The organism is Acidomonas methanolica (genome assembly GCF_004346035.1).
In the GTDB taxonomy this organism is placed as follows: Bacteria; Pseudomonadota; Alphaproteobacteria; order Acetobacterales; family Acetobacteraceae; genus Acidomonas; species Acidomonas methanolica.
In genome coordinates this window covers 28636-52870 of the sequence record NZ_SLZN01000009.1, presented here as the reverse complement: position 1 = coordinate 52870, position 24235 = coordinate 28636, and the positions used below count along the sequence as shown (strand labels likewise).

General features: G+C 63.0%; 22 protein-coding genes. 14 read left to right on the top strand and 8 right to left on the bottom strand.

Going from position 1 to position 24235, the window contains the following annotated elements; translation table 11 throughout:
- Positions 1-593 precede the first annotated feature (593 nt).
- Both EDC31_RS08810 and EDC31_RS08805 read right to left on the bottom strand, forming a co-directional pair.
- Positions 594-1739: a c-type cytochrome gene (locus tag EDC31_RS08810; RefSeq protein WP_052511775.1), complete on the bottom strand. Its 1146-nt coding sequence runs from the start codon at positions 1737-1739 to the stop codon at positions 594-596.
- Positions 1740-1752: 13 nt separating this feature from the next.
- On the bottom strand, positions 1753-3441 hold the full coding sequence (locus tag EDC31_RS08805) for a methanol/ethanol family PQQ-dependent dehydrogenase (RefSeq protein WP_042057358.1): 1689 nt from the start codon (positions 3439-3441) through the stop codon (positions 1753-1755).
- A 531-nt stretch (positions 3442-3972) separates the two neighbouring features.
- Here EDC31_RS08805 and EDC31_RS08800 point away from each other — a divergent pair.
- The 6 genes from EDC31_RS08800 to EDC31_RS08780 are packed head-to-tail and all read left to right on the top strand — an operon-like array spanning position 3973 to position 8491.
- Positions 3973-4761, top strand: a complete 789-nt coding sequence (locus EDC31_RS08800; RefSeq protein WP_081797491.1) for a c-type cytochrome — start codon at positions 3973-3975, stop codon at positions 4759-4761.
- A 46-nt stretch (positions 4762-4807) separates the two neighbouring features.
- A complete protein-coding gene (locus EDC31_RS17700) occupies positions 4808-4951 on the top strand; it encodes a hypothetical protein (RefSeq protein ID WP_158310315.1) in 144 nt (47 codons plus the stop codon).
- A gap of 15 nt (positions 4952-4966) precedes the next feature.
- On the top strand, positions 4967-5512 hold the full coding sequence (locus tag EDC31_RS08795) for a cytochrome c oxidase subunit II (protein WP_052511779.1): 546 nt from the start codon (positions 4967-4969) through the stop codon (positions 5510-5512).
- Positions 5509-7242 carry a cbb3-type cytochrome c oxidase subunit I gene (locus EDC31_RS08790; protein ID WP_042057359.1) on the top strand — a complete coding sequence of 578 codons (1734 nt, stop codon included), beginning with the start codon at positions 5509-5511 and terminating at the stop codon, positions 7240-7242. The genes EDC31_RS08795 and EDC31_RS08790 overlap by 4 nt, the downstream gene beginning before the upstream one ends.
- On the top strand, positions 7239-7859 hold the full coding sequence (locus EDC31_RS08785) for an SCO family protein (protein ID WP_158310316.1): 621 nt from the start codon (positions 7239-7241) through the stop codon (positions 7857-7859). The genes EDC31_RS08790 and EDC31_RS08785 overlap by 4 nt, the downstream gene beginning before the upstream one ends.
- Before the next feature lie 11 nt (positions 7860-7870).
- Entirely contained in the window at positions 7871-8491 is a 621-nt protein-coding gene (locus EDC31_RS08780; RefSeq protein ID WP_052511781.1) for a cytochrome c oxidase assembly protein, read from the top strand.
- Here EDC31_RS08780 and EDC31_RS08775 read toward each other — a convergent pair.
- The 3 genes from EDC31_RS08775 to tldD are packed head-to-tail and all read right to left on the bottom strand — an operon-like array spanning position 8400 to position 10928.
- Entirely contained in the window at positions 8400-9263 is an 864-nt protein-coding gene (locus EDC31_RS08775) for a glutaminyl-peptide cyclotransferase (protein ID WP_239641595.1), read from the bottom strand. The genes EDC31_RS08780 and EDC31_RS08775 overlap by 92 nt on opposite strands.
- Entirely contained in the window at positions 9236-9457 is a 222-nt protein-coding gene (locus tag EDC31_RS08770) for a hypothetical protein (protein ID WP_042057362.1), read from the bottom strand. The genes EDC31_RS08775 and EDC31_RS08770 overlap by 28 nt, the downstream gene beginning before the upstream one ends.
- Position 9458: 1 nt before the next feature.
- Positions 9459-10928, bottom strand: a complete 1470-nt coding sequence (gene tldD / locus EDC31_RS08765) for a metalloprotease TldD (RefSeq protein WP_042057363.1) — start codon at positions 10926-10928, stop codon at positions 9459-9461.
- A 157-nt stretch (positions 10929-11085) separates the two neighbouring features.
- Here tldD and treF point away from each other — a divergent pair, with 157 nt between their 5' ends.
- The 4 genes from treF (at position 11086) to EDC31_RS08745 (ending at position 16721) form a co-directional block, all read left to right on the top strand.
- The gene (gene treF, locus EDC31_RS08760; protein ID WP_052511783.1) at positions 11086-12765 is read left to right on the top strand and encodes an alpha,alpha-trehalase TreF; all 1680 of its coding nucleotides are present in this window, start codon (positions 11086-11088) and stop codon (positions 12763-12765) included.
- Positions 12766-12811: 46 nt separating this feature from the next.
- Complete coding sequence (locus EDC31_RS08755; protein ID WP_081797493.1) at positions 12812-14545, top strand: tetratricopeptide repeat protein; 1734 nt, start codon at positions 12812-12814, stop codon at positions 14543-14545.
- 83 nt (positions 14546-14628) lie between these two features.
- Positions 14629-16167, top strand: coding sequence for a flagellin (locus EDC31_RS08750; RefSeq protein ID WP_042057364.1), 1539 nt, complete (start codon positions 14629-14631; stop codon positions 16165-16167).
- Between the two features lie 140 nt (positions 16168-16307).
- Positions 16308-16721 (top strand): flagellar biosynthesis regulator FlaF, encoded by a 414-nt coding sequence (locus tag EDC31_RS08745; RefSeq protein WP_042057366.1) that lies wholly within the window; start codon positions 16308-16310, stop codon positions 16719-16721.
- Positions 16722-16892: 171 nt separating this feature from the next.
- On the opposite strand, the gene EDC31_RS08740 is transcribed toward EDC31_RS08745, so the two are convergent.
- Positions 16893-17966, bottom strand: a complete 1074-nt coding sequence (locus tag EDC31_RS08740; protein ID WP_042057368.1) for an alkene reductase — start codon at positions 17964-17966, stop codon at positions 16893-16895.
- Between the two features lie 138 nt (positions 17967-18104).
- Here EDC31_RS08740 and EDC31_RS08735 point away from each other — a divergent pair, with 138 nt between their 5' ends.
- Positions 18105-18401 carry an ArsR/SmtB family transcription factor gene (locus EDC31_RS08735; protein ID WP_042057372.1) on the top strand — a complete coding sequence of 99 codons (297 nt, stop codon included), beginning with the start codon at positions 18105-18107 and terminating at the stop codon, positions 18399-18401.
- 26 nt (positions 18402-18427) lie between these two features.
- On the opposite strand, the gene EDC31_RS08730 is transcribed toward EDC31_RS08735, so the two are convergent.
- Positions 18428-18790, bottom strand: a complete 363-nt coding sequence (locus EDC31_RS08730; RefSeq protein WP_042057374.1) for a hypothetical protein — start codon at positions 18788-18790, stop codon at positions 18428-18430.
- A 41-nt stretch (positions 18791-18831) separates the two neighbouring features.
- On the opposite strand from EDC31_RS08730, the gene EDC31_RS08725 reads away from it, so the two are divergent.
- From EDC31_RS08725 to EDC31_RS08715, 3 genes are all read left to right on the top strand, one after another.
- Positions 18832-19851, top strand: a complete 1020-nt coding sequence (locus EDC31_RS08725) for an RluA family pseudouridine synthase (RefSeq protein ID WP_042057376.1) — start codon at positions 18832-18834, stop codon at positions 19849-19851.
- Between the two features lie 245 nt (positions 19852-20096).
- Positions 20097-20996, top strand: a complete 900-nt coding sequence (rpoH, locus tag EDC31_RS08720) for an RNA polymerase sigma factor RpoH (protein ID WP_042057377.1) — start codon at positions 20097-20099, stop codon at positions 20994-20996.
- A 19-nt stretch (positions 20997-21015) separates the two neighbouring features.
- Positions 21016-21525, top strand: coding sequence for an energy transducer TonB (locus EDC31_RS08715; protein WP_042057378.1), 510 nt, complete (start codon positions 21016-21018; stop codon positions 21523-21525).
- On the opposite strand, the gene EDC31_RS08710 is transcribed toward EDC31_RS08715, so the two are convergent.
- The gene (locus tag EDC31_RS08710; RefSeq protein ID WP_052511787.1) at positions 21498-23963 is read right to left on the bottom strand and encodes a TonB-dependent receptor; all 2466 of its coding nucleotides are present in this window, start codon (positions 23961-23963) and stop codon (positions 21498-21500) included. The two genes, EDC31_RS08715 and EDC31_RS08710, sit on opposite strands and share 28 nt — an antisense overlap.
- Between the last annotated feature and the right edge of the window lie 272 nt (positions 23964-24235).

Genomic DNA, 24235 nt, shown 5'->3' with positions numbered 1-24235 from the left:
CGGCAAGCGCTCTGCGGCGTGGCGCGACCCGGCAGGAGTGAAGGGCCGCCGACACGCACGCAGTTGCGCAGCCCGCCTCAGGGCGCCTGCTTACCACCTCCTTTTTGTCGGTGCGGCTGCTCGACGAACTGCTGCCATGCGCGGCAGCAGATGGCGACCATGTCGTCATAGGGCTCGCAAGACCCGGTTCGACAACCAGATGGGGCGCGAGCATGGCCAGATGTTTGTGACCGGGCTCCACTCGCGTAAACGGGGCGGTAGCGGCATGCTCGTCGATAGGCTGGACGCGATCACGGGGAAATCCTTTTAAAACCTCCTGCGCATCGGAATTCCGGCAAGGACGCCGAGGACGAACCGTCAGGAAGCGGATATCGCGATCGCACATGCTCTCGCTCATACGGGCACAGAAGAGACGGACGCCGTATTCTTCATGACGCCATGCGCAGAGATCGCACAGTAGCCCGCGCGCGAGGCATCGTCATGGATCGCCGCGAGGATCAGCCGAATTGGTATCAGTCGCATCACGGGTGGCGGACATAAAAAAACCCCTGCCCGGCGGTCTGCCCGGCAGGGGTCTTCGTAAAAGGCGAAGGTTACTTGCCGCTATAGATCAGCGGCACCTGCGACTTCGTGGCAATATCCGCCGTCAACTTGGTGGAGCCTGCGGGCATCCCGTTTTGCTGGAGCAGGAAGGCCATGATGTTCACGTACTGATCGGTCGTCAGGCTGCCCGGGTTGGTCGCGGGCATGTTCTTGGAGACGATCGCGTAGATGTCGCTCACATGAAAATTCGCCTTGGCCGAGGCGAAATTCGGACCTTTCAACGCCGGCCCCGCCATGCCGCTGAGATCGTCGCCATGGCACTGCGAGCAATTATCGGCGTATTCCTTTGCGCCTGCCTTGGCCTGGTCCTCCGTGAAGAGGGCCGGCTTGGAGGACGTCTCATCGGCCGCAAGGATGAAGCCGCTCTTCGGTGTCTCGGCATAAGGCGCCACGACGCTTGCGAGCTTGCCCGAATGCCGCAGAGTGGTCACGGCGGCATTGAACGCCTGCGCGGCCTGCGCGCCTGACGCGCCATAGAGGGCGACGACGTTCCACTGGGCATGCGGTTCGTTCAGCGCATGGATACAGTAGTTCCTGTCCTGCCCTTTGGCGGCGAGGAAGTTCACCGCGCTGGCCTGCCAGATCATCGCCGCCGGCACCTTGTGCGCCACGAGATCGTTCATCGCCTCGGCATCCGTCGGATACACGCTGGCACGCACATTCGGGTGCTTCTCGAAATAGAGATTCGGCGCCGTGAGATTGGTCACGGCCACTTCCGACCCGCGGGGCAGATCACTCAGCGCACGCGCCTCGCTGCCGCGCGGCGTCACCAGCACGAAGCCGGTGCGTGCATAGGGAAGAGAAGCATGCGTCCCTTCGGGAATCGCCGGTTCCTTGGCGGACGTATCGACCGGGAAGCCGAGCACGAGGCTGCACTTCTCCGCCGCGAGCTTCTTGAAGTTGCTGGCGTCGTACCCGTCATCATCCCCGTCCGCGCTGCCGTCGAACTGATAAAGCCGGGTGGTCATGTTTTCGCTGCCGGCTACAGCCTTCGCAACACGCTCATCCATGGCGTGAGAGGGGCTGCTCTTGTCGACGCAGAAGGACATCGCCGCCGACGCATTGGACTGGGAGGCCGCGAAGCCTCCCAGAGCCGTCAGGGCGAGAAGACCATAACGAATAGTCTTTTCAGCCATGTCATTTTTTCTTTCACAAAGCAAAGACGTAGAGGTGGCCACCCAGCGGAATGTGCCGGACGCGAGGTTCTTTCGCGGCTTCACCGCCCCAGATCGGAGTGCCTCCACCCCAACCAGCGTAAATGGCCACGTATTGCTTGTCACCAACTTTGAACGTGCTCGGCGGCGCCACGACGCCGGAAGAAAGTTGCGGGCTCTTCCAGAGCACCTTTCCGGTCTTCGCGTTGAAGGCATAGAGATAGCCGTCCGCGCTTCCGGAGAAGAGGAGACCGCCGGCCGTGGTCAGCATGCCACCGTTCCAGGGCAGCTCGGACGGGAAAACCCATGCCTGCTTGCCGGTGGACAGATTGATCGCCTGCACCGCGCCCCAGTTATCCGGATGCTCCGGATCATGCTTGACGAGGAAGGTTTCGCCCAGGAACGGCAGCCCCGCACGATAGGCGACCGAGGTCCCCTTCATGGTCATGCAGCTGTAGAACGTCGGCACATAGGCGTATTTCGTCTGCGGATCGACAGAAATCGGCCACCAGTTCTTGCCGCCGAGGAAGCTCGGGCAGGTGAAGATTTCCTTGTCGATATCCGGATACAGCGCGGGATCGGTGATGTTGTGGCCCTGCGCGTCAAACCCCTTGACCGACGTGGCGTGAGCGAAGGGCACGGCGTAGATCAATTTGCCGTCATTGCGGTTGATCGCATAGAACCAGCCGTTGCGGCTGGCGCTCACCAGCGCCTTGTAGGTCTTGCCCTTGTAGGTGATGTCCGTCAGCACGGGCTCGTTGGTGCCGTCATAATCCCAGGTGTCATGCGTGGTGTACTGATAGTACCACTTCAGCTTGCCCGTATCGGGATCGAGCGAAAGCACGCTGTCCGTATAGAGATTGTTGCCGGGACGGAGCTTGGCGAGCCACGGACCGGGATTGCCCACGCCCCAGATCAGGGAGTTGGTCGCCGGATCATAGCTGCCCGTCAGCCAGGCGGCGCCGCCGCCGGTCTTGTAGGCGCCCTTCGGCCAGGTGTCGCCGCCGGGCTCGTCCGGCGCCGGAATGGTGTTGAAGCGCCACACCTTGCTGCCGGTCTTCGCATCCAGAGCCTGAATGAAGGCGCGCGCGCCATATTCGCCACCGGATTCACCGACGATGACCTTGCCGTTCACCACGAGCGGCGCCAGCGTCATCGCATAGCCGAGATCCGGCACCTCGAGCTGGTTCTTCCACAGCACCTTGCCCGTCTTGGCGTCCAGCGCGACGACGTAGTTGTCGAGCGTCGCCATGTAGACGGCGTCACCGTAAAGGGCCACGCCGCGATTGACCACGTCGCAGCAAACCGTCTTGAGGCCGACATGGGAAAGATCATGCTCATATTTCCAGAGCAGCTTTCCGGTCGAGGCCTGGAAGGCGAAAAGCACATCCCTCGGCCCGGTGATGAACATATAGTCGCCATTGACGATGGCGGGGGATTCATGACCGCTCTTCAGACCCGTCTCAAAATCCCAGACGGGCTTGAGATCCGTGACGTTCTTGGTCGTGATCTGCTTGAGGGGCGAATAGTCGCTCGAATTGTAGTCGTGGCGCACCATGAGCCAGTCGTCGCTCTGTGCTGCGTGCAGGAGGTCTTGCGTCGTAACCGGCTTGTAGGGTTCGGCGGGCTGAGCCATGGCGGTCGAGGTCGCGGCGAAGCTCACGCCGGCGAGGCATCCCAGCATCAGGCTTCGAACGGAAAGCCCTGCTTGGCGAGAGGGCCGGGCTGATTTCCCGGCGAATCTGGGAATCGACATTCTTTCTTATGCTCCAGATGAGCCCCGGCGCGTCGGATCGAGAGCAGCCGGAAGCGGACTAAATGCGAGGCCGGGACCTGTGGCTTCCGGACGACACGGGAACGGATTAGCAGGCGCTCAAAGTTTTGTGTCAAGCACCTCACCTTTGCTAGATGGACACAACATGCAAGATAACGTTATTGTGACTTACAAGTTTCTTGTGTGATGAAACTTTCTCGATGAGGCATAGCAAAAGCATGATAGCATCATATCCAAATGACCATGTTCTTCGTTACTTCATCTCGCCAAAAAGTTATCGAAGGAATAGGCGCAGCACGTGCTACCAATAGTTGCAAAGCGCCTTCCTTCAGGGGAAAAATGAATTATATCAAGTCATACCTCGCCGGCCGACAAGCGCTTTTCCGGTAAGGCGAGAAATTGTGGCCAGCAGTCGACGGAGAGGCATATCCTTCCGGTCATATGAGGCTCGGAGGGCCTCTTCCGGCTGATCGCAGTCCGTCGGTTGAAGTATTTGAAATTCCGTGGATGACGGAAGAGAGGGTGTTCGGGAGCGTCATGCGACAAAAAATAACGGGAAAGGCAAAAGCATGGACTGCCTTGCTGCTCTGTTGCGCTGCGGGGGCCGGCCTCCCGGGCTCCGCTCGGGCGGACGGAGACGTAGCGGCGGGCAAGATCATTGCTGAACAGGGTGTCAGGCCGGGACATCCCGTCTGCGCTTCGTGCCATATGGCGGACGGCTCCGGCCAGGCGATCGGCGGCATTCCGCGTCTTGCGGGACTGCCGGCCTCCTATTTGGAGAAGCAGCTCGGCTATTTCGCCAGCGGCGTGCGGGCGAATGTCTTCATGAAGGAATTCGCGGCCGCCCTGACGCCGGAGCAGCGGGCGAACGTCGCCGCCTATTACGCGTCGCTGCCGGCACCGGCCTATGATTCGTCGATCGCCCCCGCTCCGGCTCTCGTGAGCCAGGGCGAGGCGCTGTACAAAAAGGGCAAGCCGGCCCAGCGGGTGATGGCATGCGCCGGATGCCACGGGCCGACCGGCGCCGGGCTCGGAAAGATGTTTCCGGCACTCGCCGGGCAGTCCCAGGCTTATATGATCGAGCAACTTTCGATCTGGCATACGGGAGCGAAACGAGATCCGGACAGCGCCCTCATGCTGATGGAGGCCAAGTCTCTCACGCCGGACGAGATCCGGGCTCTGGCCGCCTATATCCACACGCTCGGCTTCGCCGCAGCGAAGCCCCAGTGAAGAAGGCCCCGATGAGAGCGCCAGTGATGCATGACGAGGTATTGTTATGAGCAATGAGAACGGGCCTTTTGCGGCCGAGGACGAGAGGGCCGCGCGCCCCGTCGGAACGTGGGTGATCGGCGGCATTCTGCTGGCCTACGTCATATTCGCGTGGAGCGTGGTGTCGCTCATTTTCCTGCATCGCGCGTGAGGGGGAGGAGAGATAATGTCGGATCTTTCGTCCATGACGCCGTCCGAGCGCCGCTTCTACGAAGCGGGCGAACGGCAAGAGCGCATCTGGGTGTTCATCGTCCTGATTCTGCTGACGGTGTTGACCATCATCGCCATGCTCTACGTGGTGATCGACTATAACCTGGTCACGAAATCGGGCGGGCAAACCCCCGTTATCGGGCAAATGACCACGGATCAGGCGCAGCCGGAAGGCGTGGCGGTCGAGACCGGGCCGAACGCCTACACCGTGTCGCTGGTGGCCCGCATGTGGCGCTGGGCTCCCGGGCCGATTCATGTGAAGCAGGGTGCGAAGATCACGTTCCGGGTGACGAGCGCCGATGTGCTTCATGGCTTCGAGGTGCAGGGGACGGACATCAACCTCACGGCCGTGCCCGGCGAGATCGGCCTCGTGTCGCACGTGTTCCGCAAGCCCGGGACATATTACATCATCTGTAACGAATATTGCGGGCTGATGCACCACGCGATGGCGTCGCCCATCATCGTGGACCCTGCCCGGCCTGAAGCGGAGGCAGCCCAATGAGCGCCCATCTTTCCACTCCGGCAGCCGTGGCCGTTCCGAGGCCCGACGTTCTCGCCGCGGAACGGCGCATGATGCTCGCCTTCCTGGTCGTCGGTTTTTCGGCCCTGCTGCTGGGAGCCGGGATCGGGCCGTTGCAGGCGCTGAACTATAGCGGCCACAATCTCTATCCGGCCCTGCGTCCGTTTTTCCAGAGCTATTATCAGGGCCTGACGATCCACGGGGTGATGAACGGCTACGTCTTCACCTTCTTCGTCATCTGCGGCCTGCTCGTCTACCTGCCCGCGCGCGAACTCGGCATCACGCCGAACATGACTCTCTGGCGCGGCAGCTTCGTGATCATGCTGATCGGCACGGGACTCGTTCTCGCGGCCATGTTCGACAACAGCTCGAACGTGCTCTGGACCTTCTATCCGCCGCTGAAGGGCAGCCCGCTCTTCTATTTCGGCCTCACCGCGCTCGGGCTGGGCAGCACCCTGCCGCTGCCAATCCTGCTCCAGATGCGCAGTGCCTGGAAGAAACAGCGCCCCGGCGAGGTGACTCCGCTGGTCACCTACATGGCCCTCATCACGATGCTCATGTGGGACGTCTCGACGATCGGGATCATGACGGAACTCGTGATCCAGATGGACCCCTGGTCGCTGGGCCTGATCCATACGGTCGATCCGGCCATCAGCCGCACGCTCTACTGGCTGACGGGTCATCCGATCGTCTATTTCTGGCTGATGCCTGCCTATGTGTCGTGGTACGGCCTGCTCGCGAACCAGCTCGGCGGCCGCCTCGCCTCGGACGCCATGGGCCGCCTGACCTTCGTGCTGATGCTGATCTTCTCCCTGCCGGTCGGGTCGCATCACCAGTTCGCCGATCCCGGCTTCTCGCCGATCTGGCGCGGCATTCTCGTGGTGCTGACCATGTCGGTGGCGTTCCCCAGCCTGATCACGGCATTCACCATGGGGCTGACGCTGGAGTTCGCCGGACGCAAGCGTGGCGGGAAAGGTATTCTCGGATGGTTCAAAGCGCTTCCCTGGGGCAACCCGAGCGTCGCGGCGCAAGTCCTGTCCATGCTGACATTCGTGATCGGCGGCGCCTCCGGGATGGTCAACGGTTCGTGGCAGCTCGATGCGGTGGTGCATAACACCACCTTCATTCCGGGCCATTTCCATATGACCGTGGGAAGCGTCGTCGCGATGACCTTCATGGGCATGGCGTTCTGGCTGATCCCGCATCTCACCGGGCGCGCGCTGATCAGCCGCAGGCTGGCGCTGGCCGCGGCATGGCTGTGGTTCATCGGCATGAGCACCTTCGGCATCGGGATGCAGACGGCCGGTCTCTACGGCGTCCCGCGCCGCGCCTGGGTGTCCGCCCTGCCGCATGAAGCGTTCCACACGCTCTACGGCGCGGCGCATATTCCCATGGCGCTGATCGGAATCGGCGGCGTGATCCTCTGGCTCGCGATGATCTGCTTCTACATCGTGTTCTTCGGCTCGCTGCTCTTCGGGCGGAAGATCGAGGCGCCGGCCATCCCGTTCGCCCGCGCGTTCGGACGGTCGGAAAGCTACAGCCTCGAGCGCCCGGCGGTTCCGTCCGAGCACACCTCCTCCCTGGCACGGGCCATGGAGCCCGTATGGTTCTGGACCGGCGTGGCGACGCTCATCTGCGCGCTGTCCTATGTGCCGATCTTCTGGTCCTTCCTGCGTCATATGACCCTCTCTCCGGGATGGGTGGCGTGGTGAGCGCCAAGGCCCTCCGCTCGGTGGGCCGCGCGCTGGCCGTGGCCCTTCTCCTCGGAGGAGGGCTATGGCTCTATGCGGGTCGGGAGGGCGCCTACAGCTTCGAGGGAACCCCCGTCCGCCCTCATTCGGCGCCCCCCCTCGATTTGCAGGATGACAGAGGGCAGCCGTTCCTGCTCTCCTCGTTGAGAGGCCAGGCGGTGCTGGTCTATTTCGGCTATGTCCACTGCCCCGATGTCTGCCCGATGACGCTCGCGGCGCTCAGGCCGGTCTTCGCGGAGCTGGGGGCGGATCGCGGGCGGGTGAAGGTTCTGTTCGTCACGCTCGACCCGCAGCATGACGACGGCCCCGCCCTGCGGACCTTCCTCTCCCATTTCTCGCCCGTGCCCATCGGCCTGACCGGAACGCAGCCGGAGATAGACAAGGTCACGCGGGACTGGCATGTGACGGTCATGAAAGAACCCATGAACGGGATGATAGATCATAGTTCCGTGCTGACCCTCGTCGGGCCGAACGGCATGGTCCATGCGCTGTACGGGCCGACGCAACTCAATAATCCGTTCGGGATCGCGCAGGATATTCGTCACGTTCTCGACATGGGCAAACCGGGCGCGAAGTGAGGATTTCAACCGTGCTTCGTCTGGCGGCGCTGTCGGGCGCACTCGCCGCGACCGGAGGCGCGCTGTGGGAATTGTCCAGCACGCTGGCGTCGATGGTCAGCTATACGGCGGCGCTGATGGCCCTGAACCAGATCGCGCCGCCGCTCTTCCTTCTCGCCGCCGGAGCGTCGGCGCGGCGCGCGCCCGCTTCGTCCTGGCTCTATGATCCGCTGGTCGCGCTGACCGTGTTCGGCGGCCTGAGCATTCTGGTCAGCATGCCGCAAATCCTGTCGCGCGGCCTGGCCAACGCCCTCTTCTCCCTCCCGATCGGGGGGCTGGAACTGCTCTCCGGCCTGCTCCTCTGGGCGCAGGTCATGCCCTGGACGCGCCATATCAGGAACGATCTCTGGCTGGCGGCCTATCTCACGCTGGCCAATCTGCCGATGATGGTGGTGGCGGTCATCTGGATGACGGCGGGCAACGTCCTCTACGCGCCGTATCTCAACCTCATCTGCCTGTGGAATCTGCCGCCGCTGGACGATCAGCATTATGCCGGCTTCGTCATGCTCGCCGCCGGATTCCCGCTTCAGGTGATGGCGCTGTGGTATCTGGTGGAGGGGCTTCACGCCGCGCACCGGAAATCTGCGAACTGAGCATTATTTCAAACAGCAGCGGCCAGTCCTTGCCGGTCACGTAAAGCCGGTCATTCGCCGCGTCATAGGCGATCCCGTTCAGGACGGCGTCCACGTCGCGCGCGCCGACCCGGCGAACCAGCGGCGTCAGGTCGATCCATCCGATGACCTTGCCCGTCGCGGGGTCGATGCGGGCGATCTCGTTCGTGAGCCAGATATTGGCCAGCACCTCGCCCTTCATCATTTCAAGCTCGTTGATGTTCCGCAGCGGAACGCCATCCGCCGTGACGGTCAGCCTCCGGACCACATGCAGATCGCCCGGATCGAGAAACCGCAGGACGGGCGTGCCGTCCGACAGGATAATCCGGCGACCGTCATAGGTCATGCCCCAGCCTTCGCCGGGATACTGGAAACGGCCAAGACGACGCAGGTCCGGCAGGCTCCAGCGAAAGCCAACGCCGTTGCGCCAGGTGACGCTGAGGATTTCATCTCCCACGGCCACGATGCCCTCGCCGAAGAGATCGGGCGGAAGCTGGACACTGCGCAGGACCCGCCCGGTGCGGAGATCTTCCTCACGGATGAAGGACGCGCCTTCATACCCCGTGCTTTCATAGAGACGACCGTCATGAATCAGCAGCCCCTCGGTGAAGGCCGAGGGATCATGCGGATAGACATGCAGCACGCGGGCCGTTTCAACGGGCAGGGCGACCGCATGCGCCGGAAGGATCGCCAGAACGATCAGGCAGCGGAGAAACCGCATCACGGTCAGGCAGGAGGCCCCACGAGCCGCCATACGTCTTCCAAAGCCGCCTGAAGCGTCGGCTGAGGCGTTCCCCATGTCACGCCCTCCTCCGGGTGTTCGAGGCCCACGCTCCAGCCGCCGCCCGGCGGCCGTTCGATCTGCACGCCCCACCCGTCCGGAATCCGCGCGATCAACCGGGCGAGTCGCGCCTCGGGGGAAGCGGGCTTGGCGTAGTTGTGGCTCATCTCAGCCCGTCCCGCCCACGGTAAGGCCGGAGAGCTTCAGCGTCGGCTGACCGACGCCGACCGGCACGCCCTGCCCCGCCTTGCCGCACGTGCCGATCCCGGGATCGAGTTCCATATCCGCGCCGATCATGGAAATCCGCCGCATCGCCTCCGCACCGGAGCCGATCAGCGTCGCCCCCTTCACCGGGCGCGTCACCTTCCCGTCCTCGATCAGATAGGCCTCGGACATGGCGAAGACGAACTTGCCCGAGGTGATGTCCACCTGTCCGCCGCCGAAATCCACGGCGTAAATCCCGCGCCGCGTCGAGCGGATCATCTCCTCCGTCGTGACATCGCCGCCCAGCATCAGGGTGTTGGTCATGCGCGGCATCGGGGCATGGGCATAGGACTGACGACGGCCGTTCCCGGTCGGGGCGACGCCGGTGAGCCGGGCATTCAGCCGGTCCTGGATGAAACCGCGCAAGATGCCGTCCTCGATCATCACGGTGCGCCCGCTCGGCGTGCCCTCGTCGTCGATGGTCAGCGAGCCGCGCGCCTCGGGAAGGGTGCCGTCATCGATCACCGTTACGCCGGGCGCGGCGACACGCTGACCGAGCATCTCGGCGAAGCAGGACGTGCCCTTGCGGTTGAAATCGCCTTCGAGCCCGTGCCCGACCGCCTCATGCAGCAGAATTCCCGGCCAGCCCGGCCCGAGCACCACGTCCATCTCGCCCGCCGGCGCGGGCGCCGCGTCCAGCGAGACCAGCGCCCGGCGCAACGCCTCGTCCGCCGCCGCCTTCCATGTCTCGGCCTCCATCAGACGCCGCACGTCGTAGCGGCCGCCCAATCCCCGTCCGCCGCTCTCGCGCCGCCCGTCCTGCTCGACCACCACCGAGATGTTCAGCCGCACCAGAGGACGCAGATCCGCCACGTCCTCACCTTCGCGCCGCAGGATGCGCACCGCCTGCCATTCGGAGGACAGCGAGGCGCTGACCTGCACGATCCGGGGATCGAGCGCGCGGGCATAGGCGTCGATCTCCGAAAGCAGCGCGGCGCGGCGGGCGAAGTCGGTTCCCTCGCGCGGATCGTTCTCGGCGTAGAGGCGGCGGTTGGTGGCCGCGGGCGGCGCGGCAAGCGTGCCCGAACGCCCCTGCCGGACCTGACCGACCGCATCGCCCGCCCGCCTGAGCGCCGGACGGCTGATGTCATCCGAATGCGCGAATCCTGTCTCCGTTCCCAGAACGGCGCGAAGTCCAAAGCCCGAACTCGTGTCGAAATTGGCGGACCGGATCACCCCTTCATCTAGGGTCAGCGATTCGCTTTCCCGATATTCCAGAAACAATTCGCCGTCATCCGTCCCCTCCAGCGACTCCCGCACCAGAGTCGCCGCCTCGTCCCGCGTCAGCCGGGCCTGCGCGCCACTGAAGAACACCGTCTCGGTGGCGGCAAGGGCGGAAAGGGGGGCGCGATCGGCGGCGAAACGGGAACTCATGGGGCGGGAACACTTTTCCTGAACGGGACTTCGTCCAACATGGCGCTTTCCCCGCGCGATTGCGAGAGGCCGTTGCGCGAAACGTCTCTCGGCCTCTCGCGCTTCCGCCACAGGCGGCGGACGGGGGCGACCAAGCGACGGCGGAAAAGGAACAGAGATGAGGAGAGAGACAGGGGCGCTTCTGATCGCCGCAGTCCTGACGGCGAGTCCCGCCGCCGCCCGGCCGCCGGTCCCGTTCACGCCGCCGGCCATGGCGCGCCAGATGGTCGCGCCGCAGGATCTCCGCCCTCCCTCCATCGCGCTGGACGGGCTGTTCGCGGCGATCGGTGACGCGCATCTCTTTCCCGATTTCAAATCCGTGGCGGACGCGACGCCCGACCGCGCGCCCGAGGCGCTCCTCCGCCTCTGGCGCGCGGAAAAGGCCCGGCCCGGCTTCGTCCTCGCCGATTTCGTGCGCCGGCACTTCACCTTCCACCCCCCGGCGGGCGTCATCTATCGTGTCTCGCGGAACGAAACGGTTCCGGACTATATCGACGGCATGTGGCGCGTCCTGACGCGCGGCCCCGACAAACCCGTCCCCTATTCCTCCCTTCTGCCGCTGCCCTACCCCTATGTGGTCCCCGGCGGCCGGTTTACGGAACTTTATTATTGGGATTCCTACTTCACCATGATCGGCCTGGCCGAGAGCGGCCATATGGATCTCGTCGAGGACATGGTGCGGGACATGGCGTCGCTGATCGACCGTTACGGACACGTTCCGAACGGGACGCGCACCTATTATCTCAGCCGCTCGCAGCCACCCTTTTTCGCACTGATGGTCGAATTGCTGGCCAGGCATGAGGGACCGCAGACCCTTCGCCGTTTCCTGCCCGAAATGAAGCGCGAATATGCCTACTGGATGGAAGGGGCGGAGCGCCTCGCGCCCGGCCAGGCGCATCGCCATGTGGTGCGCCTCGCCGACGGCACCGTGCTGAACCGCTACTGGGACGATCTCGACACGCCGCGCGACGAGAGCTACCCCGAGGACATCGCCACCGCCGCGCGATCGGGCCGCCCTCCCGGCGAGGTCTATCGCGATCTCCGGGCGGCGGCGGAATCGGGCTGGGACTTCAGCAGCCGCTGGCTCGCGGACGGGCACAGCCTCGTCACGATCCACACGACCGACCTTCTGCCCATCGATCTCAACGCCCTGCTCGCACATCTCGAACAAACGATCTCCCGCGCCACCGACGGAGCGGAATCGGCGGCATGGACGGCGCGCGCCCGGACGCGGCTCGCCGCCATCGACCGCCTCATGTTCGATCCCCGGCTCGGCGCTTGGAGCGATTATGACTGGACGAAAGGCGCAACCACCGGCGTGCTCTCGGCGGCGACGTTCATGCCGCTCTTCCTTCACCTGGCCAGCCAGGAGCAGGCCGATCGCCTGGAGCGGACCTCGCGCGCCCGATTGAGCGCCCCCGGCGGAATCGTCGCCACGACGCAGCACACGGGCCAGCAATGGGATTCGCCCAATGGCTGGGCGCCGCTGGAATGGATGGCCGTGCGCGGACTGGTCCGATACGGCAAGGACGATCTGGCGCGGATGATCGCCGAGCGATGGATGCGCCGCGTCGTCGGGACGTGGCGGACATCCGGGGTGTTTCTGGAGAAATACGATGTCGTCTCGCCGGATGTCAGCCCGGTCGGCGGCCCGGGAGGCGGCGAATATCCCATGCAGATCGGCTTCGGCTGGACCAACGGCACGTTGCTGGGATTGATCAAGCTCTATCCGACGCTCGCCGAACCTCTTCTGGCCGAGCCTCCCCCGAACGACCAAAAATCCGCGCCACGGAAATGAAAAATTAAGGATTGCGGCGATAGCCATAAGCGAAAGGAGTTTCGCCATGGCCACCGTCCCGTCTTCCTCCCCTGCCCCCGAGACGCTCATGGACGCGATGAAGCGTCAGGACTGGCCCGGCGCGCGGCGCGCGGCGCTGTCCGTGCTGGCGCGCGAGCCGGACCACCTCACCGCCCTGGCGTTGCTCGGCGAATGTGAAATGAATCTGGGACGCGTTGCGTGCGCCTTGGCGCCCCTGAACCGCTGCGTCCGTCTCGGCGGCCAGTTCGTGCACCGCATCCTGCTCGCGATCTGCTTGCGCCGCCTCAAACGCCACCCCGAAGCCCACCGGCAACGCGATCTCGCGGCGTCGGCCGTTCCCCATTCCGCCATGGCCTATTTTCTTCTGGCGAATTCTTTCGAGAGCGACGGGCTGCATGAGCGCGCCAGAGCCTATTACGAGCATGCGCGCGCGCTCAATCCGGCGGACGGCGTCATTCTGCATCGCCTCGGCTGCTGTCTGGTCATTCTGGGGGAACCCGAGCAAGCCTGCATCCATCTGCGCGACGCCTGCTCGGCCGACATGACCAACGCGAATTATCATACCGATTACAGTTCCGCCCTTGCCGGATGCGGCCGTTTCGAGGATGCGCGGCTGGAGGCGGAGACGGCGACGCTGCTTTCGCCGGCAAGTCGCGTGGCCTATCATAATCTCGGCCATGCCCTGCTCAACCTCGATCGCAGCGAGGACGCCGTCGCGGCGTTCGACCGCGCGCTGGACATCCTGCCCACCGAACCACGGACGCGCTTCTCGCGATCGACCGCCCTGTTGAAAGCGGGGAATTTCGCGGAAGGCTGGAAAGACTACGAATATCGCTGGCAGGATTGCCAGGTGATGCGGACCGACCTGTCGGCGCCGCTCTGGCAAGGCGAGGATCTGCACGGAAAATCCATTCTGCTGCATGGCGAGCAGGGATTTGGCGATTCGCTCCAGTTCATCCGTTTTGCGGAGGAGTTGAACCGGCGCGGCGCTCGCGTAACGGTACAGGTCGGCTTCCCGCTCGTGCGGCTTTTCGAAAGCGTGCGAGGCGTGGCGCGCGTCATGACCATACTGCCGCCCGACTTGCGCCTGGATTACCATCTGCCGATGGCGAGCCTGCCCTATCGCCTCGGCCTGACCCCCGACACCATCCCGTCAGCCCCCTATCTGTTCGTCGGGGAAAAGGAAATCGAGCGTCAGGGCGGTGCAGTCAGGCGGCATATGACACAAGAGAGCCAGACGCCGGATCTCGTCGTGGGCCTCGTCTGGGCGGGAGAAGCCCGCAAGCACCAACCACGCGCCCACCTCGTCGATCGCCGTCGCTCCATGCCGCTGGAGTCCCTCCGCCCGCTCTTCTCCGTGGAGGGACTCCGGTTCTGCAGCTTTCAACTGGGCGATGCGAAACAACAGATCGGGACATCCGGCCTGCCAGTCGTCGATGTGACGGACGGCATTGGCGATTTCGCCGACACGGCGGCGCGGCTCTTCGGCATCGACCTGCTCATCGCCGTGGATACATCCATCGTCCATCTGGCAGGAGGGTTGGGCCTGCCCGTGTGGATGATCTCACGGTCCGACGGGTGCTGGCGCTGGCTGGAAAAACGGTCCGACACCCCCTGGTACCCCACGATGCATATTTTCCGGCAGACCTCTCCGGGAGACTGGAACGATGTCGCGGAACAGCTTCGCGCCCGGCTTTTCCGCTGGTCGAACACGTATCGGTGCATGCGGTTCGACCGCATGGAAATGGCGGCAAAATAAATTTTGTCGTCTTGAGAATCTGTTAACCACTCCCGTGGTGATCTGGCGCTGCGAAAAAATTCGCGAAACCGGAGAAAAATCCAATGTCACTCTCGATCAACACCAACAACGCCGCCATGGCGGCCCTCCAGAGCCTCGATCAGACGACCGCGGCTCTCAACCAGACCGAAAGCCGCGTCTCTACCGGCAAGGACGTATCCAGCGCCTCCGACAATCCGGCGGTGTACGCCATCGCCCAGACGATGAACTCGCAGATCGGCGCGCTGTCCGGCGTCCAGTCCGGCCTGAACTTCGCCTCCCAGGTCGTCGCCACGGCTTCGCAGGCGATGACCTCCATCAGCGGCATCCTCTCCTCGCTGTCGGAAACCGTAACCAGCGCCGAAACCACAGGCTATAACGCAAGCACGATGAACGCGGCGCTCACGCAAGCCGCGACACAGATCAACGCGATCGCCTCGGGCGCCACTTTCCAGGGCGTCAATCTGGTCGGCGGCACATTGGGGGCTGGCGTCTCCTATACGTCGGTTTCCGCCGCTCAGGACGTCAATGGCACGCTCTTCACCCAATCCGGCTTCAACGCGACGGCCGCCGGTCTCGGCTTGTCGGGCCTCAACGTCAATCAGGCGGGACTTCAGCTTTCGTTTTCCGCGACCCCCACCTCCGGTTCGGCAAGCGCCATAAGCTTCCAGGACGCCCTGACGGAAGGCTCGACAACCGTCGGAGCCGGAGACGGCGCCTCCATCACGCTCAACAACACGGCGTGGACGTCGGCAGCCAGCGCATCGGCCTCGAATCCCGCGATCGAATCGGTCTTCATCGCCACGAATTACACCTCGGCCGGCACGGCTGCCCTGACGTCTGAAACGAGCGGCGGCTCGGGGACGGGCGGCACGCAGGTCCTTGCCAGCCAGTTGGCCACCCTTACGGGGGCGACCACCCTGACCGTCAACGCGGATGGCAGCCTGACCGGCGTCGGAGCCGCGACCGTCAGCGCCAATGGCGACCTGATGTATCATGCGACCAACGGCGCGAAGATCACCGTCTCGAAAGATGATAACGGCAATTTCAACTATTCCGTCGTCACCGCAACGGATGCGAACGGGAATGCGACGAAAGAGACGAGCCTCACCCTCGTGAACGTGGGCACCGGCGCGGCCGGCAGTGACGCCGCGACCAACATGATCACGGCCATGCAGAGTGCGGGTTTCGGCGTGAGCCAGTCGGCCGCCGGCGCGTTGACGATTGCCGGGAATAATCTCGACGCTTCAAATACGGCGGGCGTCTTCACGGCGGCGACGTCCACTGGCACCACCTATGCCGGGACGGCAAGCGAGGCGACCGGCGCGAATGTCGCGTTGCTGGCCGTGCAGGCGGCCATCTCCAAGATGAATACCATCGCCAGCACGTTGGGTTCCTCAGCCAACCAGCTCTCCGTTCTGAGCGGCGCCACCAGCAGCCTTTCCAACGCTCTCACGAGCGGCGTGGGTGCGCTGACGGATGCCGATCTGGCGGCGGAAAGCGCGAAGTTGACGGCCTTGCAGACCAAACAGCAACTCGCGATTCAATCCCTTTCGATCGCGAACTCGCAGTCCTCTTCAATCCTCAGTCTTTTCCGGGGCTAAACTTCGTCAAGCAAAATATCTCATCGAGGGGTCTACTCGCTTCAGGTTGAACACGCCTGAAGCAACCTCTCAAACAAAGACTCCAATGACGCGCCGTGAAACTGGACTGAAATTGAAACTGTCAAACAGGAGATAAACTGATGTTTTATGGTGCGTCATACTACCAGAACCAAGACGGCTCAGGGCTTTCGCCTCGTGAGACTGAATTATTCGCTTTCCGCCGAATCAATGAACAACTGGAAGGCGCTTCGAGCGGAACCTCGCGGCGTCAGGCCCTCGCCTTGAACTACAGGCTGTGGTCTCTGTTGCTCCGTGCAGCCGGGAACCGGGACAATCCCTTGCCGGAAACTCTGCGCAACGACGTCATCAAACTCGGCACATGGGTTCTCGTTCAGAGTAACCAAGCCATGAATACGAACTCGTCGCTCAAACCGCTGATCGACATCAATGCCGAGATGATCGACGGGCTTTCGCCCACATCACCAGCACCGTCAAGGAGGGCCGAACATGACGGACGAACGGAAAAGCGTGTCACCATGGCAGTTTTGACGTGAGTTTCCGTCTACTCTGATCGGCCCTTCTGGAAAGCCGTAAGTCCGGCACGCAACATCACTATTTTTCTTCAGTCTCAATGTAACGCTTTACCGAGAGCGACCACAAATCCACTCCCGGAAAACGTAAGATCATATCTCACTGAGGGGAAACGATGTGCGGCATACCCTGTTTTATCTCGCCGCCGGATAATCCACGTAACCCTCCGGCTCCTGGCTGTACCAGGTCTTCATATCGTCCGGCGCAAGAGCGAGCCGCCCGCGCAGCCGGTGTACCAAATCCGGATTGCTGATAAATTTCCGCCCGAAAGCAATGGCGTCCGCCGCCCCGCTTTCCAGCGCCCACGCGGCATCTTCAGGCGAGTAATCCTGGTTCAGCACCAGCGGCCCGGTGAAGACCTCGCGAATGTACGGGGACAATTTCGGCTGGTCGGTCTTGCCGAACGTCCCGTCCGCCCCCAGCTCCCGCAATTCGAGAAAGGCGATCTTCAAAACGTCGAGGATTTTCGCCGCGGGCAGGAACACCGTCAGCGGATCGCTGTCGATCGCCCCCTGTGAGTTGCCATTCGGAGAAAGCCGCACAGCCGTCCGTTCCGCGCCGATGGTTCCCGCCACACGTTCAGTAACCTCACGCAGCAGCCGCACGCGGTTCTGGGGCGCGCCGCCATAGGCGTCGTCACGATGATTGGCGCTGTCACGCAGGAATTCGTCGATCAGATAACCATTGGCGGCATGAATCTGCACGCCGTCGAAGCCCGCTGCCACGGCATTGCGCGCCGCCCGCTCATACGTGTCGAGAAGGCGCGGAATCTCGCTGATCTCCAGCGGGCGCGGCACTTCATAGTCTTTCTTGCCCTCATAGGTATGCGCCTGCCCCGGCGCGGCGATGGCCGAGGGCGCGACGGGTTGCTGCCCGGTCACACTGGAATGCACCATCCGCCCCATATGCCAGAGTTGGCAGACGATCTTTCCACCCCTCGCATGGACAGCATCCGTCACCGGCTTCCACGCTTCGACCTGTTCATCGCTCCAGATCCCCGGCGCGAACGGCCAGCCCAACCCTTCTCGACTGATGCCCGTCGCTTCGCTGATGATGAGGCCGGCGCCAGCGCGTTGGCCATAATATTCGGCCATGATCGGGGTCGGCACATGCTCCCGCGTGGCGCGCGCCCGCGTCAGCGGGGCCATGAACACGCGATTCCGCGCTTCAATGCTGCCGACACGGATCGGATCGAACAAACTCGGCATGCTTATCTTCCTCTTCCGGACCCGGCGAAGATTTATTGTTCGCCTTTCATCGAACAATTTATATGCAAAGACGCTGGTTTCAATCTCCCCGACGTCTTAAATGAGCAAAATACTTTCAACCCGGAGTTGCCCGTCCTGATGCCGTCTTTCGACCATTCCGCGCCCGATGCGCCGGATCTGATGACGGTCCTGCGCGCCCTCGCCGATCCGATTCGCCTTGAAGTCGTCCAAACTCTCTCAAGAGTTGAATATGCGAACTGCGCCGCTCTGCTCGGTGACCGCCCGAAATCCAGCATGTCGCACCATTTCCAGGTCTTGCGCGAGGCCGGGCTGGTCCGCACCGAGATACAGGGCGTCCAACATCTCAACTTCCTTCGCCGGGCGGAGATCGACGCCCGCTTCCCCGGCCTGCTCGCCGCCATCCTCCAGAGCTGACGCGACCGCCCGTCGGCCGCTTTGCGTCATTCCCCGAGTTCGAACCGCGCGATCACACGCCCACGCGCGGGATCCCAGACCAGCAGCTGCTCTCCGTCACTGCCGCGCAACCGGACGATGACCGTTCCATCCCCGCGCGGTGTCACGCTTTTGATCCGCGTTCCCTCCGGGGCGACGAAATGGGTGATGGTCTCTCCCCCAACAGGCAAGGCGGCAATCGCCTCCGGAGTCGGGCCGAAGATCGTGCGATGCGTCACGCGCCACGTCACGACTCCCGTCAGCGCGATCATGCCGACGACGATCATCGCGCCCATGACGATCACCGCCGCCATCAACCCCCGCGACACCACACGCCGCCCCGTTTTGTCCTGCATCGCCCCAGCCATCATCGTGCTTCTCCCGTCCCCCCCTCCTGCGCTACAGCACCGTCATGAACGACGCCAGCCCCTTGTCGCCCTCCGTGCCGCCCCCGCGGCCGGAAAGCGGCGAACATCACAGCCTCACGGTCAGCGACGCGCAATCCGGCCAACGCATCGACCGGCTGCTGGCGGAGACGCTGCCCGGCCTCTCGCGCTCCCGCATCAAGGCGCTGATCGAGGGCGGCCACCTCACCTGTAGCGGCGTGCTCCTGCGCGAACCGGCCCATGTCGCGCGAACGGGCATGGCGTTCGCGCTCACCGTTCCCCCCGCCGCGCCCGCCCGACCAGAGGCGGAGCATCACGACCTGCCCATTCTCTTCGAGGATCGCGATCTCATCGTCATCGACAAACCGGCCGGCCTCGTCGTCCATCCCGCCCCCGGCAACGAGAGCGGCACATTGGTCAACGCCCTGCTCGGCCACTGCGGCGAGGATCTGGAAGGAATCGGCGGCGAGAAGCGTCCCGGCATCGTCCACCGGCTGGACAAGGATACGTCGGGCCTCATGGTCGCGGCCAAGACTCCGCTGGCTCATCAAGCGCTGTCGAACGCCTTCGCCGCGCGCACCATCGACCGCGCCTATCTTGCCCTCGCCTGGGGCGTGCTCCCGGCCGAGACCGAGTTCGACGGGCCCATCGGGCGAGACAGGCGCGACCGCAAGCGCATGGCGGTCGTCACCGGCCCGACCGGCAAACACGCGCTCACCCGCGTCCGACGACTCGACCTGCTGCATCATGCCGTCTCGCTGGTCGAATGCCGTCTCGCCACCGGGCGCACGCACCAGATTCGGGTGCATCTCTCCCATGCAGGCCATCCACTGCTCGGCGATCCGGTCTACCTGCGCCGCATTCCGGCAGCCGCGCGCGCCCTCCCGGCGATCGCCCGCGCGGCGGCGCTGGACTTTCCCCGTCAGGCGCTTCATGCTGCCCGCCTGGGCTTCACTCACCCACGGACCGGCGAAGCGCTGCTGTTCACGAGCGAACCGCCCGCCGATTTCCGCGCGCTTCTAACCGCGTTGCAACGGGAAGATTAATCCGGATTAATATAGTCTGATTTATTGACAAAATCAGCGCTCCATGTTTCCCTTACCTACTCCGACGAGTTGACGCACCGCCGGAACGGATGTCCCGTCTGTCCTCGCTCGTGGTGAGGGGGGCCGGCGGGGACGAGAATCCCTCCCAGCGTCACCCGGGGCTCCGGCGGAACCTTTGCCCTGCCACCCAGTTAAGACTGGCACTGGCGCCCGCCAGTCCTCCCGGGCGAAAGGAGCACGCGCCTATGGCCTCTTCCGCTGTCATTTCAGTAGGGCCCGAGAGCAATCTCACCCGTTACTTGCAGGAAATCCGCAAGTTCCCCCTTCTCACTCCGGAGGAGGAGGTCGAACTCGCCCAGCGTTGGCGTCGCGATCACGATACCGAAGCCGCGCACAAGCTCGTCACTTCGCATCTGCGCCTCGTCGCCAAGATCGCCATGGGCTATCGCGGCTACGGCCTGCCGGTCAGCGAACTCATCAGCGAAGGCAATATCGGCATGATGCAGGCCGTGCGCCGCTTCGACCCCGATCGCGGCTTCCGGCTGGCGACATACGCCATGTGGTGGATTCGCGCCGCGATGCAGGAATATATCCTGCACAGCTGGTCGTTGGTGAAAATGGGCACCACCGCCGCGCAGAAGAAGCTGTTCTTCAACCTGCGCCGCCTGAAAGGCCAGATGCAGGCCATCGACGACGGCGATCTCAAGCCCGAGCAGGTGAACAAGATCGCCACCGACCTCGGCGTGCCCGAGGCCGACGTCGTCTCGATGAATCGCCGCCTCGCCGCCCCCGACCACAGTCTGAACGCCCCGCTGCGGCTGGACGGCGAAGGCGAGTGGCAGGACTGGCTGGTGGACGACCACGAGAACCAGGAAGAGAGCCTTGCCGAATCGGAGGAACTCAGCGGCCGTCAGGCGCTGCTGACCGAGGCGATGAAGGGACTGAACGAGCGCGAGCGCCATATCCTGATGGAGCGCCGCCTCAAGGAAGACCCCACCACGCTGGAGGAGCTGTCCCACCACTACGGCATCTCACGCGAGCGCGTCCGCCAGATCGAGGCCCGCGCTTTCGAGAAGCTCCAGAAAGCCATGGCGGCCGAAGTCGCCGAACGCCGCCGCAAAGGCACGGAAGTTGCGGGGCACTGACAGAGCGCAAGACCATTCCGTGAGCGAGCCGGCGGAACCGCATGAGTCCGTTCCTCTTCCATCCCCGCTCCCTCGAAGCAAGCCGGACTGGTCGAGCCGCCCGTTCTTCATCGGCGGCATCGTCTGTCTGGCGGTTTTCGAGCTTACACTCGGCGTGACCTTTCTCCATCAGCGACCGGCGCAACATTATGTCGTCGGCGTCACGCACGGGCCGAGACTCAACATGCTCGTGTCGCCGCGGCTTCCTTATCCGGAGATCGCCCGGCGGGAAAATCTTGAGGGCAAGGTGACGATCAAGTGCTGGATCGACGCCGAGGGACGATCTTCCGCCTGTCATGTCACCCGCAGCGGAGGGTTTACGCTCGATCAGGCGGCTCTGAATTTCGCCCGGGTCGCCAGCTATTTTCCCGCCCAGCGCAACGGGCAGCCGATAGGCCATTCCTATCAGCTGCATGTCAATTACACGTTGGGGCCGGGAACCGGCCCCTTCCCGTCGCGACTTCAGAACGTCAACCGCAATCCGCCATAGCCGCTGATCGGCATGGCAGGGCTGTAGGCGCGCGGATTGGTCGCATTCGGCACTTGCCACAGATAGACCGAGTTCGCAGGCGAGAATGTGCCATACGTATAGTAACGGCGATTGCCGATATTGCTGACCTGGGCAAAGAACTGCAAATTCTTCGTAATCTGATACGTACCATGCAGGTTGACCGTGAAGAAGCCCGGCAGTTCCGGCGTCAGATTCGCCTCGTCGCCATAGAGATACTGCCCCGATTGCAGCACGAAATTGGCGCCGAACGTCAATTTGGGCGTCAGGCGGAAATCGGCGCCCCCGGTCAGCTTGTCCTTGGGAATGCCCGCGAGACGATCACCCGGCCGTATGGTCAGATTGCCGTTGGCATCGGCCTGCGGATTGCTGCCGCCGGACTCCACGTAGGTTGTGCGGTACGTGGCGTCGTTGAACGTATAGTTCAGATAGACGGTCCACCAATCCGTATTGTAGGCGAGGTGCAGCTTCGCCCCCTGGCGCCGCGTGTCGCCCACGTTCTGGAAGAAGGCGCGATTGAGCGTGACGCTGTTGATGAAGGCGATGTCGTCCTGCGCATTGGTGCGGTAGATGCTGCCTTCGTAAACGAGCGCTCCGCGACCGATATTCACATGACCACGCAAGCCGATTTCATAGGTATGCGTGATGACCTGACGCAGATTCGGATCTCCAACGAAGAAATTCGCAAGGCTGCACGAATCCTGCGGACTGGCGCATGACAACTCCGCCGGAGTCGGCGCGCGGTTGTTTTCGGCGAAGCTGGCGAAACCCGAGAGCCAGTTCGTGAACCGATAGGTCAGACCCGCCGACGGGTTGAAATGCGTGTAATGGTGATTGCCCGTCAAATCCCCGCCCATCTTGTCGGACAGATTGACGTCCGCGATATTGATGCGGCCCGCCACGGTGAGCGAGAGCCGGTCCGTGAGACTGAGCGTATCGGAACCATAAATACCGTAATAATTATTCTGTATGCCGACGCGAACAGGGACATTGCCCGACTCGTCGAGCACGACGCCGGGACCGATGAAGGAGCGTGTCAGCGGCGTCACGCCACCGATATAGCTTGTGGCCGAGAACATCGTCTGCGAGCCGTTGAAGCTGAAACCAGCAACTTCATTATTCTTGAGACCGAACAGCTTGTGCGTCGATATTTCCTGAAACGTCGCGCCGTAGCTATTCGTGTTGGTCGTCTGATCATCAAGCTCGTTATAGGAATAAGGATTGCTGCCGAGATAGGCAGGAATCGTCGCGCCGTTCCGGCTTGTCGAATAGTTACCCGGACTTTGACAGAGCAGACCTGTTCCGTCATTGCACGGAGAATCGTTCGGCGCATTGCCGTTCGACACAAGCTGCTGGAAATAGGAATAATATTCCAAAGCCTGGAAATGCAATGTCGGCGTTATATCGATCCCCTGCTTGAGATCGAACATCAGGTATTTGTTACCGATGGCATTGGGCGCGGTGAACTGAGCCGCGGGATCGGCCTGGAGCAACTGGATCGGCGAGGTTCCCGGACCGTTCAGCGTCGAATTGGCCATCACGAGATTGGCGTGGAATTCCTTGTTGCCATGTTTGTAGCCGAGATCGGAATACAGATTCTGAATATCGGTGCTCTGGAGATCGCGCCAACCCTCCTGATGCTCCTCGCGCGCCGCGACATACACCGACCAATCGCGCCATTTGTGGCTGAACTGACCATTCGCCTGAATCTGCCCGTACTGACCGCCGGACAGATCGGCCTCGACCAGATTGCCCGTATTGAAGCCGTCCTTCATGCGCATATTGACGGAGCCGCCGAGGGCGTTCAGACCATAGACCGGGTTTGCGGTCTGGACTTCCATCTTCTTGATCGCGATCGTCGGGATCATATCCCAGTTCACCGTATCGCCGAACGCCTGGTTGAAGCGAACGCCGTTCATATACACCGCGATACCCTGCGGCGTGCCTTGAAGAGGTGAAGCCTCGAAGCCGTTCATGATCATGGTCGGCTGGTAGGGATTGCCCGACGCGGAATCCATGTTCACGCCCGCGAGTTGCCCGTCCATGGCCTGAATCAGATCAGGATGACCGTAGCGAAGCAGATCCTTGTCCGTCAGAACCTGTACCGAGGACGGAACCTTTTCGCGGCTGATACCAGTGCCCATCAGCGGCGTGATGCCGATGACATCGATCGTCTCGCTCTGCGGCGCCGGCAACACGGGCTGAGTCTTTGTGGGCGCCTGCATCTGCGCGGTCTGTGCGGATGACGCGACGGGCGCAGCAGGCGAAGGAGAGGCAGACTGGGCCAGCATGGTGTTGGCATGCGACGCATGCCGGGCCTTGACCGGATGACGATGCGTCGCCGCATCCGCTCCGCCGATCATGATCACCCCCGGCAGGACGAGCGCGGAGGTCAGCAGCAGAGCACGATTCCCCCTCAATCCGCCCCGGCGCCATCGTCGGACTACCCGCGATGTGAAGCAGGAGTCACTCACACATTCTTTGCCCACGCATTCTTCGTCTGACATGCTGTCCTAATCTCGTTTCTTAGCAGGGTCAGTCCCTTTCGCGCATTTAATGCAAACGATTTCAGCAACCAAATGAAATACAACGCCGAGCAGACGCTCTCACGTCACTGTGACAAGTCTTATTCACTATTGTTATGAATCTTTATCGAAAACGATATAAACGGCATCTTCACCGTTTCCCGTTT